Origin of the sequence: Streptomyces sp. CA-278952, assembly GCF_028747205.1 — a bacterium.
GTDB lineage: Bacteria > Actinomycetota > Actinomycetes > Streptomycetales > Streptomycetaceae > Streptomyces.
On sequence record NZ_CP112880.1, the window covers coordinates 2,860,605 to 2,876,460 of the forward strand.

General features: G+C 67.7%; 13 protein-coding genes. All 13 read right to left on the reverse strand.

The features are described 5' to 3' along the window. Positions 1-98: 98 nt before the first annotated feature. The 13 genes from N7925_RS12470 to N7925_RS12530 all read right to left on the reverse strand — a co-directional run bounded on the left by N7925_RS12470 (position 99) and on the right by N7925_RS12530 (position 15,801). Positions 99-527 carry a cytidine deaminase gene (locus N7925_RS12470; RefSeq protein WP_265599728.1) on the reverse strand — a complete coding sequence of 143 codons (429 nt, stop codon included), beginning with the start codon at positions 525-527 and terminating at the stop codon, positions 99-101. After that, the gene (locus N7925_RS12475; RefSeq protein ID WP_265599729.1) at positions 524-1,786 is read right to left on the reverse strand and encodes an ABC transporter permease; all 1,263 of its coding nucleotides are present in this window, start codon (positions 1,784-1,786) and stop codon (positions 524-526) included. The genes N7925_RS12470 and N7925_RS12475 overlap by 4 nt, the downstream gene beginning before the upstream one ends. Then, complete coding sequence (locus N7925_RS12480; RefSeq protein WP_265599730.1) at positions 1,783-2,901, reverse strand: ABC transporter permease; 1,119 nt, start codon at positions 2,899-2,901, stop codon at positions 1,783-1,785. The genes N7925_RS12475 and N7925_RS12480 overlap by 4 nt, the downstream gene beginning before the upstream one ends. Continuing rightward, the gene (locus tag N7925_RS12485) at positions 2,898-4,481 is read right to left on the reverse strand and encodes an ABC transporter ATP-binding protein (protein ID WP_265603843.1); all 1,584 of its coding nucleotides are present in this window, start codon (positions 4,479-4,481) and stop codon (positions 2,898-2,900) included. The genes N7925_RS12480 and N7925_RS12485 overlap by 4 nt, the downstream gene beginning before the upstream one ends. 354 nt (positions 4,482-4,835) lie before the next feature. After that, positions 4,836-5,891: a BMP family lipoprotein gene (locus tag N7925_RS12490; RefSeq protein WP_265599731.1), complete on the reverse strand. Its 1,056-nt coding sequence runs from the start codon at positions 5,889-5,891 to the stop codon at positions 4,836-4,838. A 174-nt stretch (positions 5,892-6,065) separates the two neighbouring features. Continuing rightward, a complete protein-coding gene (locus tag N7925_RS12495; RefSeq protein WP_274346443.1) occupies positions 6,066-7,301 on the reverse strand; it encodes an amidohydrolase in 1,236 nt (411 codons plus the stop codon). Positions 7,302-7,551: 250 nt separating this feature from the next. Next, positions 7,552-8,310 (reverse strand): twin-arginine translocation signal domain-containing protein, encoded by a 759-nt coding sequence (locus tag N7925_RS12500; RefSeq protein WP_265599732.1) that lies wholly within the window; start codon positions 8,308-8,310, stop codon positions 7,552-7,554. Further along, entirely contained in the window at positions 8,307-8,795 is a 489-nt protein-coding gene (locus N7925_RS12505; protein ID WP_274343897.1) for a hypothetical protein, read from the reverse strand. Before N7925_RS12505 ends, N7925_RS12500 begins: the two co-directional genes overlap by 4 nt. Before the next feature lie 6 nt (positions 8,796-8,801). Continuing rightward, a complete protein-coding gene (locus N7925_RS12510; RefSeq protein WP_265603845.1) occupies positions 8,802-11,039 on the reverse strand; it encodes a glycoside hydrolase domain-containing protein in 2,238 nt (745 codons plus the stop codon). 360 nt (positions 11,040-11,399) lie between these two features. Then, positions 11,400-12,662 carry an ABC transporter permease gene (locus N7925_RS12515; RefSeq protein ID WP_265599734.1) on the reverse strand — a complete coding sequence of 421 codons (1,263 nt, stop codon included), beginning with the start codon at positions 12,660-12,662 and terminating at the stop codon, positions 11,400-11,402. Continuing rightward, positions 12,659-13,348, reverse strand: a complete 690-nt coding sequence (locus N7925_RS12520) for an ABC transporter ATP-binding protein (protein ID WP_265599735.1) — start codon at positions 13,346-13,348, stop codon at positions 12,659-12,661. Before N7925_RS12520 ends, N7925_RS12515 begins: the two co-directional genes overlap by 4 nt. After that, entirely contained in the window at positions 13,345-14,658 is a 1,314-nt protein-coding gene (locus N7925_RS12525) for a peptidoglycan-binding protein (protein WP_265599736.1), read from the reverse strand. The genes N7925_RS12520 and N7925_RS12525 overlap by 4 nt, the downstream gene beginning before the upstream one ends. Positions 14,659-14,841: 183 nt before the next feature. Beyond that, positions 14,842-15,801 carry a hypothetical protein gene (locus N7925_RS12530; RefSeq protein ID WP_274343898.1) on the reverse strand — a complete coding sequence of 320 codons (960 nt, stop codon included), beginning with the start codon at positions 15,799-15,801 and terminating at the stop codon, positions 14,842-14,844. Positions 15,802-15,856: the final 55 nt, after the last annotated feature.

Below are 15,856 nucleotides of genomic sequence, written 5' to 3' on the forward strand. Positions count from 1 at the left end.
GTACGCAAGAGTCCCAACTGACTCTACGCGCATAGAGGGAGAGGGGAGCGGTGGCCCTTCCGCCGAAGAGGAAGGGCCACCGCCAGAAAATACGGGGTTCAGGCGAGGTGCTGCGGGCCGAACGCCTGGGGCAGCATCTCGTCCAGCGTGCGCCGCCCGTCGGGCGTCTCCAGGAGCAGCTCCGGGCCGCCGAACTCGTACAGCAGCTGCCGGCACCTGCCGCACGGCACCAGGACCGACCCGGTGCCGTCCACGCAGGTGAAGTGGGTCAGGCGGCCGCCGCCGGTGGCGTGGAGCGCGGAGACCAGGCCGCACTCCGCGCAGAGCGAGAGGCCGTAGCTGGCGTTCTCCACGTTGCAGCCGGTGATCGTGCGGCCGTCGTCCACCCGGGCGGCGACCCCGACCGGGTAGCGCGAGTAGGGGACGTACGCGCGGGACATGGCGTCCCGGGCGGCCTCCCGCAGGGTGTCCCAGTCGGCCTCGCCGAAGGCCGCGGCGGGCGGGCCTCCGGCGGCGGGGGGCGTCACTTGCCCTCGCCCTTGCGGTACGGCACGCCGTCCGCCTTGGGCATCCGCAGCCGTTGCGCGGAGAGCGAGAGGACCAGCAGCGTCGTGACGTACGGGGCGGCGTCGACGAACTGGCTCGGCACCTGGTCGGTCAGGAAGTACCAGGTGAACAGCAGCGCCGAGACGGCCGCCGAGATCACCGCGGCGACGTACTTCTTCCGGTACAGCTGCCAGAACACCGCGATGACCAGCAGGATCGCCAGCAGGAGCAGCATCGCGTGGACGTTCTCCGCGCCGCCGCGCAGCTTGAGGCTGTCGGTGAAGCCGAAGAGCCCGGCGCCGAGCGCCATGCCGCCGGGCATCCAGTTGCCGAAGATCATCGCGGCGAGGCCGATGTAGCCGCGGCCGCCGGTCTGGCCCTCCTGGTAGATGCCGGTGGCGACGATCGCGAGGAACGCGCCGCCGAGGCCCGCCAGACCGCCGGAGATGGTGACGGCGATGTACTTGTACTTGTACACGTTGACGCCGAGGGTCTCGGCGGCCACCGGGGACTCGCCGCAGGAGCGCAGCCGGAGCCCGAACGGCGTGCGCCACAGGATCCACCAGGTGGCGGGGATCAGCAGCAGGGCGACGACGGTCAGCAGGGAGACTCCGGTGACCAGGCCGCCGAGGATGCCCGCGAGGTCGGAGATCAGGAACCAGTGCCGTTGTTGCAGGTCCTGAAGCCAGTCCGCGAGCCCTGGGATGGTGATCCTGTCGATCGGATCGATGCGCGGGGACTGCTTGGAGGAGCCGCCCTGGATGCCGTCGAAGGCGAAGTTGGAGAGGTAGCGGGTGACGCCGACGGCGAGGATGTTGATGGCCACACCGGAGACGATGTGGTTCACGCCGAAGGTGACGGTGATGACGGCGTGCAGCAGGCCGCCGAGGCAGCCGCCGAGGATGCCGAAGAGGACGCCCACCCACGGGCCCCAATGGAACCCGGCCCAGGCGCCGAACCAGGTGCCCAGGACCATCATGCCTTCGAGGCCGATGTTGACGACGCCCGCGCGCTCGGCCCACAGGCCGCCGAGTCCGGCGAGGCCGATCGGGACGGCGAGTGCCAGGGCCCCGCGGACCTGGCCGACCGAGGTGATGTCGTTGGCGCCGCTGATGAGGCGGACCATCGAGACCAGGGCGAGCGCGCCCGCGATGATCAAGAGGACGACGGGCAGGGAGAGCTTGCGGCGGCCGCCCTTGGCGGGGGCGACGCGTGCGGCGGTGGCTTTGCTCGTGCTCACAGGGCCGCCTCCTTCTCGGTCTTGATGGCATGGCCGGCGGCGAGCTCCTCGCCGACCTTCTGCTGCTGGCGGCGGATGCCGTACCGGCGGACCAGCTCGTAGGAGACGACCACCGAGATCACGATCAGGCCCTGCATGATCGTGGCGATCTCCTTCTCGTACCCGTACTGGTCGAGCGAGGCCGACGACTTGTCCAGGAAGGCGATCAGCAGGGCGCTGAAGGCGATGCCGAGCGGGTTGTTGCGGCCCAGCAGCGCGATGGTGATGCCGGTGAAGCCGATACCGGTGGGGAAGTCGAGGCTGTAGGTGTGGGTGTCGCCGAGCAGGGTCGGCATGCCGGCCAGGCCCGCGACCGCACCGGAGATCAGCATCGAGGTGAGGATCATCTTCTTGGCGTCCACGCCGGAGGCCTGGGCGGCGCTCTCGCTGGCGCCGGTGGCGCGCAGGTCGAACCCGAACCGGGTGCGGTTCAGCACGAACCAGTACAGGATGCCGCAGCCCGCGGCGACGAAGGTGAAACCGTAGATCTCCCCGGCCATGTCGCCCATCGGCAGCCCCGGGAACCAGCCGGACTCCGCGATGTCACCGGTGGTCAGGTTGTTGGAGCCGGCCAGCTGCTCGCCGAAGTTCTTCGGCAGGATCAGCCAGGCGACCAGGGCGGTGGCGATCGAGTTGAGCATGATCGTCGAGACGACCTCGCTCACCCCGCGGGTGGTCTTGAGGAAACCCGCGATGCCCGACCAGAACGCGCCGACCAGCATCGCGACGACCACGATCAGCGCGATGTGCAGCGGCCCCGGCAGACTGACGCTCGCGCCGACCAGCGCGGCCATCATGGCGGCGAGGCGGTACTGCCCGTCGACGCCGATGTTGAAGAGGTTCATCCGGAAGCCGACGGCCACGGCGAGTGCGGCGAGGTAATACGTACCGGCCTGGTTGACGATCAGGACCTGTACGTCGACGTAGCTCGCCGACTCGAACATGATCCGGTACGGCTCGAAGGGGTTCCGGCCGGAGGCCAGCAGCACCACGGTCGTCAGCGCGAGGGCGACGACCAGGGCGAGCACCGGGCCGGCGAAGCCCAGGATCATCCGGTCCTTGTCGAATTTCTTCATCGGGCCTCGTCCTCCGGGCTTTCGAGGTGCCCGGTGGCGGCGCCGGTCATGGCCGAGCCCAGTTCCTCCGGGGTGATGGTGGCCGGGTCGGCGTCGGCGACCAGTCGGCCGCGGTACATGACGCGCAGGGTGTCGGAGAGCCCGATCAGCTCGTCCAGGTCGGCCGAGATCAGCAGGACGGCCAGCCCTTCGCGGCGGGCCTCGCGGATCTGGTCCCAGATCTGCGCCTGCGCGCCGACGTCCACGCCACGGGTGGGGTGGGCGGCGATCAGGAGCTTGGGCGTGTGGCTCATCTCGCGGCCGACGATCAGCTTCTGCTGGTTGCCGCCGGAGAGGGAGGCCGCGGTGACCTCGATGCCGGGGGTGCGTACGTCGTACTCGCGCACGATCCGCTCGGTGTCGGCGCGGGCCGCCTTGTTGTCCAGCAGCCAGCCGCGGCTGTTGGGCTTCTCGGTGACGTGGCCGAGGATGCGGTTCTCCCACAGCGGGGCGTCCAGCAGGACGCCGTGGCGGTGGCGGTCCTCGGGGATGTACCCGATGCCGGCCTCGCGCCGCTTGCGGGTGGGGACCTGCGAGATGTCGTCCTGGTCGAGGGTGATCACCCCGCCGTCCGGGATGCGCGTGCCGATCAGGGCCTCGATCAGCTCGGTCTGCCCGTTGCCCTCGACCCCGGCGATGCCGAGGACCTCGCCCTGGTGGATGGTGAGGTCGATGCCGGCGAGCACGTCGCGGACGGTGCCGTCGGGGTCGGTGACCGTGAGCGCCAGGTCCCGCACGCGCAGCATCGGCACGTCGGTGACGGTGGACTCGCGGGTCTCCGGCGAGGGCAGCTCGCTGCCGACCATCAGCTCGGCGAGCTGCTTGGTCGTGGTGGACGCCGGGTCGGCGGTGCCCACGGTCGTACCGCGGCGGATCACGGTGATCTCGTCGGCGACGGAGAGCACCTCGCCGAGCTTGTGCGAGATGAAGATGACGGTCAGACCCTCGGCCTTGAGCTCGCGCAGGTTGGCGAAGAGCGCGTCGACCTCCTGCGGCACGAGGACCGCCGTCGGCTCGTCCAGGATCAGGATGCGGGCGCCCCGGTAGAGGACCTTGAGGATCTCCACGCGCTGCCGGTCGGCGACCCCGAGGTCCTCCACGAGAGCGTCGGGCCGGATGCCCAGGCCGTACGCGTCGGAGATCTCCTTGATCTTCTTCCTGGCACCGGAGCCGATGCCGTACAGCTTCTCGCCGCCCAGGACGACGTTCTCCAGGACGGTGAAGTTGTCGGCGAGCATGAAGTGCTGGTGCACCATGCCGATGCCCCGCTCGATGGCGTCGCCCGGGTTGGAGAACGAGACCTGCTCGCCGTCGATCGCGATGGTGCCCTCGTCCGGCTTCTGCATGCCGTAGAGGATCTTCATCAGGGTGGACTTGCCGGCGCCGTTCTCGCCGACGAGAGCATGGACCGTGCCCTTGCCGATCGTGATGTCGATGTCGTGGTTGGCGACGACGCCGGGGAAGCGCTTGGTGATGCCGTGCAGTTCTACGGCAGGGGGGCTGCTGGACGCGTTGATGACGCACTCTCCTTGGCCGGACAGGAGCGGGGGCGGAGGGGCTGGGGGTATCGGAGCCCCCCTGGGGGGCGGGGTGAAGTTATCGCGCCGGAGGGCTGTCTACACGCGTAGCGCTGCCGAATCGTGAAACACAGGTGCACGTCACAGTCCGGACGCGCGGTCCGGACCGGGTGGAAGAGCACTGCGAGAGGCGGATCTTCTTCGGGTGGAACGGCGGAAGCTCGGGGGGCCACGGGATGTTCGGGGTCCGCGGCGGGAACTCTGTGCGTCCGACAACGGGGACGGTTCCGCAGCCCTGTCCGCCCACCGGCCGGAGTGCGGCACGGGGACGGACAGGGCCTGGGGGAACCAGCTGTACGGCAGGAGGTTCCGAGCCGCTTACGGAGCGGTCTTGACGGTGATCTTGCCGTCGATGATCTCCTGCTTGGCCTTGTCGACGGCCGCGATGACCTCGGTCATCTTGGTGAAGGCCGGGTTGGACACCGACAGGCCGACGCCGTCCTTGTCCAGGCCGTAGCGGATTTCACCGGTGGTCGGCTTGCCGTCCTGGACCGACTTGATCAGGTTGTACACCGAGTCGTTCACGTCCTTGGTGACCGAGGTGAGGATGGACTCCTTGTACGCGGCGAGGCCCTTCTGCTGGTACTGGTCGGAGTCCACACCGATACTCCACTTTCCGTCCCCCGCCTTGGAGACGGCCTCGATGGAACCGGAGCCGGCCAGACCGGCGGCCGCGTAGATCACGTCGGCCTTCTTGTCGAGCTGGCCCTGTGCGGCCGCCTTGCCGAGGTCGGGCTTGGCGAAGCCGGCGAAGTCCGGGGGCTGCGTCAGGTACTGGGGAAGGACGTTCACCGACGGGTCGGTGTCCTTGATGCCCTGGACGAAGCCGGCCTCGAACTTCTTGATCAGCGGTGTCTCGACGCCGCCGATGAAGCCCACGGTCTTCGACTTGGTGACCTTCGCTGCGGCGACGCCCGCGAGGTAGGAGCCCTGCTCCTCGTTGAAGACGAGGTTGGCGATGTTGTCGCCGGTCACCGAGGCGTCGTCGATGATGCCGAAGGTGGTCTTCGGGAACTTGGGCGCGACCTTCTCGATGGCGGGCGCGTAGGCGAAGCCGACGCCGATCACCGGGTTGTTGCCGGCCCGGGCCAGCTCGGTGAGGCGCTGGATCTTGTCCGCGTTCGCCTCGCCCTCGCTGGGCTCGGCCTCGGTGCCGTCGAGGTCGAATTCCTTCTCCGCCTTGGCGAGTCCGGCGTAGGCGGCGTCGTTGAACGACTGGTCGCCGCGGCCGCCGATGTCGTACGCGATGGCGGCCTTGGCGCCGCCCGAGTCGGAACCGGCGTCCGACGACGATTTTCCGCCACAGGCCGTGACACTGAGAGCGAGTGCCGCGGACGCGACACCCACGGTGGTGATCCTGGTGATCCGGCGCAAGGGAAGGCTCCTTCAAACCTGACCGAAGCGCCTCTTCCGGCGCTGGTTTCGCGGCGATCGTAACGCGCGTAGATGTCAGATAAGAGCACGTACGGAAGCCGTTACCGGATCGTCGTGAACAGAAGGCTTCCCGCAGATCCACGAACGGCCCGCGAAGACTGTGTCAACGCTCCGCTAACGGTTCCCGTCGAACAGGGCCGCGGCGGTGAACAGCTCGACACCCACGGTGATGGCTTCCTCGTCCACGTCGAAGTCGCCGCGGTGCAGGTCGAGCCCGCGCGTGTCGCCCGGGGTCCGGACGCCGAGGCGGGCCATCGCGCCGGGCACCCGCTCCAGGTACCAGGAGAAGTCCTCGCCGCCCAGGCTCTGCTCGGTGTCCTCGATCGCATACGATCCGCGGCGCTCGGTCATCGCGGCGTCCAGCAGGCCGATGGACTCGGCGTCGTTCACCACGGGCGGCACACCGCGCACGTAGTTGATCACGGTCTTGGCCCGATGCATTCCGGCCACCTCGTCGATGGCGGCGTGCACCAGGTCGGGGGCCGCGCGCCAGGCGTCCAGGTCCAGGCAGCGGACGGTGCCGGAGAGCTCGGCGTGCTGCGGGATGACATTGGGGGCGTGTCCGGTCTCCAGCCGCCCCCAGGTCAGCGCGAGCCCGGAGCGGGCGTCGACCCGGCGGGCGAGCAGCGCGGGCACGTCGACGGCGATCCGGGCGGCGGCGGTGACCAGGTCGGTGGTCAGATGCGGCCGGGCGGTGTGCCCGCCGGGCCCGTCGAGCGTGACCTCCAGCCGGTCGCAGGCCGAGGTGATGGCCCCGATCCGTAGCCCGATCCGCCCGACGTCCACCTTCGGGTCGCAGTGCACGCCGATGATCCGCCCGACGCCCTCCAGCACCCCGGACTCGATGGCGTCGACCGCTCCCCCGGGCAGGACCTCCTCGGCGGGCTGGAAGATCAGCCGCACGGCGTGGGGCAGCAGCCCCTCGCGGTCGAGAGCGGCGAGCACGAGCCCCGCCCCGAGCACGGTGGTGGTGTGCACGTCGTGCCCGCAGGCGTGCGCCCGGTCGGGCACGGTGGACCGGTAGGGCACGCCCGCCTTGGTGTCCGGGATCGGCAGCGCGTCGATGTCCGCCCGCAACGCCAGCATGGGCGTCACCCCGTCCCACTCCCCCACGTCGCACATGAGCCCGGTCCCGACGGCGAGAACCTTCGGCTTCAGCCCGGCCTTCTCCAGCCGGTCCTTGATGGCCGCGGTGGTGCGGAACTCCTGGTTGCCCAGCTCGGGATGCATGTGCAGATCCCGGCGGAAGGCGATCAGCTCGGCACGGAGTTCGTCGCAGAGCCTGCCGGGCAGCTCACCTCCCCCGGACTGGCCGGCCGGGTCGTGGGGGCGGGAGGCGCGGGACTTCAACTGGTTCACCTTATGAAGCGTAGGCCCCCTGCCCCCTCAACTGGCCACAGATCAACAAAACTTCAGTCGCACAGGCGTATATCTGACGGCGTCATAACGTGTGACCGTTCATCGGATTGGGTAGAGACGATGCTTCTCTCCCGCTCGGTGCCGCGTAAGGGAGCACTCCCCCCTCGCCGCCACTGCGGCCGTCCGGGCCCGGGAGGCGTAGCTCCCGGGCCCGGACGTCGGTCTTCACTGGCTTACGCGACTACGCGGAGGCCTTCTGCTCGCGAGCGAGCGCCTTGGCCTCGCGGCGTCGCCCACCGGAGCGCACGTCCACCGGGCCGCCCGCCCCCTTCCCGGGCTGGTCACTCCACCCGCGGAGCTTGCGCCCCACCTTCGCGAGCAGGGGGTCTTCAGGCTTCACACCGATGTAGAACAGGGACTCGTCGGCCTTCGTCTCGTCCCCGCCCCAGCGCACGACGCCCTCCAGCTCCGCGAGGATGTCGCGGAGCACAATCTGCTGCTGTGGAAAGAAGCCGCCCCTGGCGCCGGACGGATAGTGATCCGGGCGGATCTGTACGGCGGTCCCGGACGCCTGGTTGGCTTCGGCCTGCCCCCGTCGCACCTCACCGGGTCTCCGCCAGCCCACGACGTCGCCATCCCGCAGGGCCTCCACCTCGTAGTGGAAACGGCGGACAACGTGCACCAACACGGCTTCCACGTCACCGGTCCGGACGGCGACGCCCTTGATGGGCGTTCCGGGGACCGGACGTGTCCACACGCTCCCGCCCCTGTCGGCGGCGATCTCCATCTCCCAGCCGTTCGGGCCGGGCTTCCCGCTTCGTGTGCGCTTGCCACGCTCCAGGGCGCGACGAGCAGCCTCTCGGATGTGCTTGGGCTGGATGTAGCCCTCCGCCGCGTGAGCGGGTGAGGCGAGGTACTCGGAGAAGGGCAGCAACGCCGCTGTCGCGGCGCCTGCGACCACAGTGGTCCGGACGAGGAAGTTGCGGCGGGATATGTTCACGGGTTCCCTGTCTTTCTCTTGTATTCCTTGGTCAGCCGGCGTTCGGACTCCAGTGCGGCATAGCCGCCCAGCACCACGGCGACGAAGGCGAGAGCCCCTGCCGCGGGGTTGAGGTATCCGGGCACACCCGCCTGATAGGTGGCGCCGTCACGGACCTGGCAGCCGAGCCCGAGGGGGATGTAGGTCGCTCTGTAGCCGTCGATCTGCATAGCGCGTTCCGGACCCACCGCCGTTTTGCAGGCGAGATCGCGCCTTGTCTCGTCGATCGTGATCAGGTGGAGGGCCCCCCACACGAACAAGCCGACGGCCCCCGCCGCCGCGAGAGCGGAGACGGAACGCAGAAGGGCAGGATTTCCGGTACGCCGGACTCCGTTGCGGGCCAGCGTCGTGCAGGCGTAGACGCCGAGGACGCCGGCGACCAGCCCTCCGACGAGGATGATGATGACCAGCACCAAGGGGCTGTGCCCCTCGTAGGGGTCTGCCATCGCCGCCTACTTCCGGGAAAGGGCGTTGTACTTCTCAAAGACCTGGTACAGCGCCATGCGCTTGGTCGCGTGCGCCTCCGCCTCATTGCCCCAGCCCTGATAGCGGCGCAGCACCTCGAAGATCTCGAACTGGGTGTAGTTCAGGTTCATGGCGCGCAGGGTGGTCTCACCCCCGGGCGGGTTGTTGCCGCCCGGCTTGCCGCCCGCGTCCCAAAGGTGGATGAGGGATACGGTCCTGACGGCGTGTGCGTTGTTCTGATTGACCCGCTGCCACATGTTCCAGATGTCGGCGTCCTTGCCCGGGTCCAGAACGGTGCCGCTGGCGAGCCCCTTGCCGATGCAGTGGTTCCAGGCCCGGATACCGACTTCGCCGCTGATCTGCGCGATACCTGTGGAGGAGTCACGGACGGGGGTCATGCCCCCTCCGACTCCGGTGTGGTAGTACGCGACAGCGGCGTCCACGGTCAGGTCGACCGCGTCGTAGTGGCGCATCTCCCAGTACGCGGAGGTCTGGATCAGCGCCTTGCGCATGTTGTATTGATGCGACAGGTCGGTGATCAGGGCATCGTGAGCGAGCACAGTGTCGAGGCACTCGGTGTGCGTGAAGATGCGGTTGGCGTCGGCGTCGGGGAAGCCGATCGACCGCATGTAGGCGCCGACGTCGTTGTGCAGTGCCAGCCGGTACTCCATGGTGAAGGAGGCGTCGGGGCCCTCCACCCGGGGCGGGTTGAAAGAACCTTCGCCGATGTCACGGCCGGAGGCGATGTTGTGATCGAGGTTGATGGCGCCCTCGCCCGTGCCGAGCGTCCTGGTGACGATCTGGTCGTATGCCCAGTTGGGCGGCAGGGGATAGCCGTAATTGCCGGAGAATCCGCTCGACATGTCGGAGACGAAGCTCGCTGTGGCGTGGCCCGCTTCGGACACCCGGATGCATACGTTCCGCGGTCCGTAGACGCCGATGCGATACGGGTTGCCAGATATGGCCATAGCGTCTTCTACGCCCTTGAAGTAGGGCAGAATACTCTGCGTGACTTCGTAGTCGTAGGCGTCGAAGTCCACGGCGAAGAATATTCTGGCTCCATTCTTGAAGCCGTGCCGTTGGGCGGCGTTGACGGCCGCGAAACCGTCGGCGTTCCCGGAGGGGTAACTGAAGCCTTCGGCGTCCCTGCCGTAGGTCTGGTAGATGGGATAACAGCGAAGCCCGTTGTCCGCGATCGTCTGAAGTTCCCCGGGCTGGATCTCCTTCTCGGGAAGGCTGGTCGTGCTGGGGTTGAGCAGGTAGCGGCCCACGTACTTGATCCCCTCGGCCTTCAGGGTCGCCGCCCTGGCCGGAGTGATCTTGGTGACCCCGTCGCAGGCCTCCCCCCTGCGGCTCTGATCGCCGTAGGAGACCAGCAAGGACGCCCACGTGGGGAAGTCGCCCTTGCCGGTGACCGGCAGCTCCACGAAGCTCTGGAACGCAGCCGTCTCACTTGCCAGGGTGCTGCCGAACGCGCTGGTGAACGTCACCGCCGAACGGCCGTTGAGGATCATCCCGGCACTGAAGAGCTGGGTCCAGGTGCCGGTCGACCCTTCTGAGACGGTGTGGTTCGCCAGGCCGCCCCTGGTTCCCGGTCCGAAGAATCCGTTGGCCACGCCGTCGGCCATGCCGAGTTCGTACTGAACGGCGTACAGCATCGACTGGGAAACGGTCCGGGAGTGATGACCGTCGCAGGGGATGACGTAGAAGTCCTTGCGGAGAATGTACCGGCCGTTCAGCCACTGCTGGATGGAGCGGATGGCCGGCGACCCACCGCTCACCGTGACGTAGGCGTCCATGTTGAACAGGCCCTTGGCGGTCTTCGGCCACAGCGCGCTGCCCGGGTAGGTGACGCCCAGGCCCATGTCCTGGTGCAACTCGGCTACAGCGGCCTTGACCCTGGAGTTGTAGACGCCGTCGATGTCGCCGCCGTCGTAACCTTTGCAGTACAAGGCGGACTGGATGATCCGGCAGAAATTGGCTGAAGGTATGTTTGATTCATCCAGCTTGCCGTACTTTTCGGCGATCGCCGCCATCGTGGTCGGACCGAAGGCGTTGGACAGGTTCGTGATGCCCATTTCGTACTGAAGAGCCCGGGTCAGGGCATACATCACGGGCCAGCCGGTGCGCCCGTCCTCCTCCAGCTTCGATATCCCCAGTGTCGCGCCGTTCCCATAGGTCGTATTCACGAACCTCTGGGCGATACGGACCATTTCATCAGCCATGTACTGCCGCCTGCCTTCCGGGTCGAATAAATGATCTCGAATGAACGAATCGATCATGGCACAGCATCGATCCTCTGCGAATAACCATCACATTTCTTTTGAAGCAGGCCGGCCGGCCTTCTCTCCGGCCTTCGGTATCCGCAACCGGTAGTGCGTTTCGGCATCGGAGTTCTGTAGCCGCGTCGAGGTTCGGCCGTCGTCGCTGGACGGCGGAACGGCGCATGCCGTCAGCGAAACCCCTCCACGCACCACGGCGTGTCAACGCGGGCGCATGGGAATTCGACAAGCCCTGGCTGGAATTCGCGGCCTCCAGGAACCTCCGCGCAGCACGACGCGCGCAGGGCGGCATCGCTGCTCCCACTACCTTCGGAGCGCTTCCACCGGCTGAATCCTCGATGCTCTCCACGCCGGATACAGCCCAGCGAGCAATCCCGTGGCGAGCCCGATGGCGGGGGCGGCCGCCACCGTCGTGGGGTGGACGACCGGGGTCCAGTCCCGTACCAGCGCCACGGCAACGACGGAAAGCACCCCCAGAGACGTACCGACCAGGCCGCCCATGGCGCCCAGCATCCCTGACTCCACGAGGAACTGTGAGGTGATGTGCCGGGATCTCGCTCCCAGAGACCGACGCAGACCGATCTCCCCGGTGCGCTCAAGCACCGAGACCAGTGTTGTGTTGGCGATCCCGAGGGTGCCGATGAACAGACAGATCACCGCCAGCAGGAGGAAGAGCTGGTCCAGGTCCCTGCTGACCTCGGTGCGCAACGTCCTGGGGTCGGGGGGCGGCACAGCCTTGAAGTAGTCGGGATGGTTCGGGCTGATGGCCGAAGGGGCCTCGGAGGCGACCTGAGTGGCCGCCCCCAGATCCGTGGAGATGAGCATCCTGGCGTTGCCGCGGGGCACGCCCCAGATCTGCGTCGCAGTGGCATGGGGGACGACGACGGACAGCAGCAGGTCTGCCTCACGCTGGACGTCCGCGACGATGCCGATGACGAGAAAGGCCTCGTCCCCGACGAAGACGGCCGGTTGGTTCTCCAGGGTCCTGATGCCGAGCCGCGCGGCCGCCCCCGCTCCTATCACGGCGACCCGCTGCTCCGTCCGATCGTGCCACTCGTCGAAGATCCGGCCCTGCGACAGATCTGCACCCGCCGCGCTCAGGACGCCCGGGGAGGCGGCGACCACCTGGAGTGATCCGTTGCCCCCCGTGCCCTCGATCGGGGCGGAGCGCACAGACCGTTCGTCGTTGAGCTGGACAGGCCAGAGGACACCGGCGTGCCGGACACCGTTGAGACGCTCGGCGCGCTCGCTCGCGTCGTGCGGAAAGGCGAGATCCACGAAAGGCGTCCGGGTGTGTGACACGTCCTCGACGGTCACCTCCGTGGCCATCAGCGCGTTGAAGCGCTCGTCGATCTGTGACGACGCTGTCGCGGTCAGCCCCAGCACGGCGACGAACGTCCCCACGCCCAGCATGGTGCCGACCGAGGTCAGCGCGGAGCGAGCGGGCCGCTGCGTGATCCCGGCCAGGGACTCGGCGAAGAGGTCCCGGCGGCGGAGCCGCGAGGGCTCCACCACGCCTCCGCGCCGCGACGGAAGCAGCCGGGTGAATCGTCCGACGCCTTTCATACCCGAACCTGCTCGGTCATCTGTCCGTCCCGGATCTCCAGTGTTCGGTTTCCTCGGCCGGCTACCGCCGGATCGTGGGTGATGAGAAGGATCGTCATGCCCTGGCCATGCAGCTCCTGGAAGAGTTCGAGGATCGAACCCGCCGTCGACGTATCGAGGTTCCCGGTGGGCTCGTCACACAGGAGCAGGGAAGGGCCTCCCACCAATGCACGTGCGATGGCCACCCGTTGGCGTTCTCCACCGGAGAGAGTCGTCGGCAGAGCATGCATCCGCTCGCCCAGGCCCACGCGCAGCAGCGTCCTTCGCGCTTCGGCCGTCCGCTCGCCTTTGCCCACACCTCGGTAGACAAGGGCCAGTTCCACGTTCTCGCAGACGGTTCTGTGGGGCAGGAGGTGGAAGGACTGGAAGACGAAACCCACCCGCCGGCCCCGCAGGGCGGTGCGGTCCCCGTCACGGAGAGGCCCCGTGTCGACTCCGTCGAGCAGATAGGCGCCGCTGGTGTGCCTGTCCAGCAGGCCGACGATGTTGAGGAACGTCGACTTTCCTGCTCCGGACGGACCGATGATGGTGACGAACTCTCCTCGGCCCACCGTCAGGTCGCAGGGAAGAAGTGCTTCCACAGGCGCTGAGCCGGGGTACACAAGCCCCACCCCACGAAACTCGATGACCGGCGGCGGGAGGCTCACCCTGTACGCTCCCCGTGATCGTTCGCCCCGGCCGCTACTCCGATGACGACTGTGTCGCCCTCGGCCAGCGACTCCCCAGCGGACGGGCGCACCTGCACCGTCCCCTCACCGGACGTCCCCGTGGTGACCTGGACCCGCCGACGGGATTCTCCATCGGGCATCAGCACGGTCACGGAAGTCCTGCCGTCCGCCCCTGCCGAGACCGCGGACACGGGTACGACCAGCACCTCCTCCTCGGTCGACGCCGCCTCCACCGTCAGCCGGACGTCCTGGCCGGCGAAATCGAGGGGCAGCTTCTTCGTCGGCTTCACCACGAGCGGGTAGCCCCGCTCTCCGCTCGCCGAGGGGTCGGCCTCATCGGTGGCGGACGTCGACCGACCGTCGCTGATGGCGTCGGAGACACTGGCGACGGTCCCCGGCGCAGTGGCTCCGGTGAGCTCGGAGAGTATCTCCACCTTCTGCCCCGCCTGGATCAGCTCCTTCTGATGTGCCTGCACGGTCCCGTTGACGACCAGGGCCCCCGCGGAGACCGTCAGGGCCCTGGTGGTCGTCTGTGAGCCGACGCGGGCGTCCACGCGGTCCACCCGGGCGGGAAAGGAGGAGAGGAAGACGAGTTCGGGCACGGGGATCATCGGCCCCGACGCGGCCTCAGCCTCCGTCAGGCGTTGCCTCGCTCGCCGCAGATCTGCGTCGGCCCGCTCGATCTCCTTCCGTGAAGCGGACGGCGGCAGGTCCTCCCGGCCTCGCTGAGCGGTGACCACGTGGTCCCGCGCCTCCTCCAGGGCAGGCGCGCCGTCGGCCGCCGCGGCGAGCGGGGTGTAGCCGAGGTCCTCGTAGAGCGCCGAGACGGCTGCCTTCGTTCCCGCCCCGAAGTACCCGCGGGTGTCTCCGGTCGTCGCGTGGCCCAGAGCGGCCAGCCCCTTCTGGAGTTGCGCGACGTCATCGCCGCTCGCGCCAGGCTTGAGGTCCCGGTACATGGGCAGGCTGCCCTGGAGAGCGATCACCGGTCGCCCTGACACCTCCAGAAGCAACTGCCCGGGCTTCAGTGCCTCTTTCGCCTTGACCGGCAGTCTGGTGACCACCGGCGCACCGGCGTCCGGCCCGCTCGCGTTCGGCGTGACGTCGATCGACTGCTCAGAGGTGACCGTCCCACGGATGATCACGGTGTCCTTGAGGATCCGCTTCTCGACCGGTGCGGAGATCACGCTCGGCGGCGGCGGAGCCGTGTCCGCTACCGCCTGCGCGGGCGACTTGATCAACTGTGCCGCCAGCACTCCGGCGACGGACAGCAGCACCGCTGTTCCCACCATGCCGGCGACCCATCTTCGGGCGTGTGACAGGCGGATGGGAGCCTGTCTCTCTTCCGCTTTCCCCATGTTCCCTCCCTCGTCTCGTGCCACGCATCGCCCTGCCGGCCGGCTCCCCCGACAGCGGGCGACGACTTGAGCAGCGCGAGCGCGCCACCCGACGGTGACGTCTCTGGAATTCGTTGCCTACCGGGCGGTCATCTCGTCCGAGGCCCGACGGACCAGCGCGTCGAAGGACTTGGCATCCTCCTTCAGGATCTCTTCGTTACGGGAGATCAACTCCGACTGAATCTCGGACTCCACGGCGAACCAGGTTCCAGCCAGGTTGACTTTCCCCTTGCAGGCGACGTCCATTTTCGCCGCAGAAATTTCGGAGGGAGAAGCCGAGGAACCCTGCAGATTATCGAGAGGTTCGAGCGGAGTCTTGTAGGAATACCCGCTGTGCGCCATGCAGTCCGACCAGGACTTGAACGCCTTCAGCACCTGCGGGTTCTCCTGCGAGCGAGCAAAGCTAACGTTGTTGATTTTCTCGGCCATTCGCTGACGCGGTTTTATTTCAAGCTTGCGCTGCGCTTCACCGGAACATCCGCCGGAAGGTATTTCCTTTCCGGCGATCTTGTCCCCGGGCTTCACGCCGCTAGCAGGATCCTGATCCCCGATGAACACTTTGTTCTCGGATTTCGACATGACGGGAGCGCTGGCTCCACGGTCGGCCGGGGGGCCAGTGCGCGGTAGATGGTATCCGTAGCTGACAGCAAGCTCTTCACTAGATATTCCGTAACGGCGTTGCCTGTTTGCGCCGTTCTCCTGCGAGTCGAGCGTCGACTGCCCGATGTCGGGCCCGTGGTAATCGAACCCGAAGCGCGCCATGCATGACCGGATGAAACCTGCCGAGGCCGCGTTTATTTTCGCGTCCTCTCCGACTTTCGGGAGGTATTCCTCGATGGGGAAGGACGGCATGTCCTTGATGTCGATCTTCGGGACCTCCTTCACCGTCGGTTGACGCGACAGTGCGAGAGCGGCCTCGTCGGACGCGGCCGCCTCGCCGCCGTCTCCCGATGATCCACACCCCGACAGGACGACCACGCAGGCGCAGACAAGCGAGGTACGCACAAGGGAAGGGCCGATGTCCCGCAGCCTATTCATGTCACTTCATTCCGCTAGAAAACGTGCACGTCACACCCGAGCCATTGGCTACGGA

What these genes read in the sequence shown, in the direction of transcription:
- N7925_RS12510 (WP_265603845.1), bottom strand. Translation starts at nt 11,039, where the DNA reads ATGGCTGATGAAATGGTCCGTATCGCCCAGAGGTTCGTGAATACGACC.
- N7925_RS12480 (WP_265599730.1), bottom strand. Translation starts at nt 2,901, where the DNA reads ATGAAGAAATTCGACAAGGACCGGATGATCCTGGGCTTCGCCGGCCCG.
- N7925_RS12515 (WP_265599734.1), bottom strand. Translation starts at nt 12,662, where the DNA reads ATGAAAGGCGTCGGACGATTCACCCGGCTGCTTCCGTCGCGGCGCGGA.
- N7925_RS12525 (WP_265599736.1), bottom strand. Translation starts at nt 14,658, where the DNA reads ATGGTGGGAACAGCGGTGCTGCTGTCCGTCGCCGGAGTGCTGGCGGCA.
- N7925_RS12505 (WP_274343897.1), bottom strand. Translation starts at nt 8,795, where the DNA reads ATGGCAGACCCCTACGAGGGGCACAGCCCCTTGGTGCTGGTCATCATC.
- N7925_RS12530 (WP_274343898.1), bottom strand. Translation starts at nt 15,801, where the DNA reads ATGAATAGGCTGCGGGACATCGGCCCTTCCCTTGTGCGTACCTCGCTT.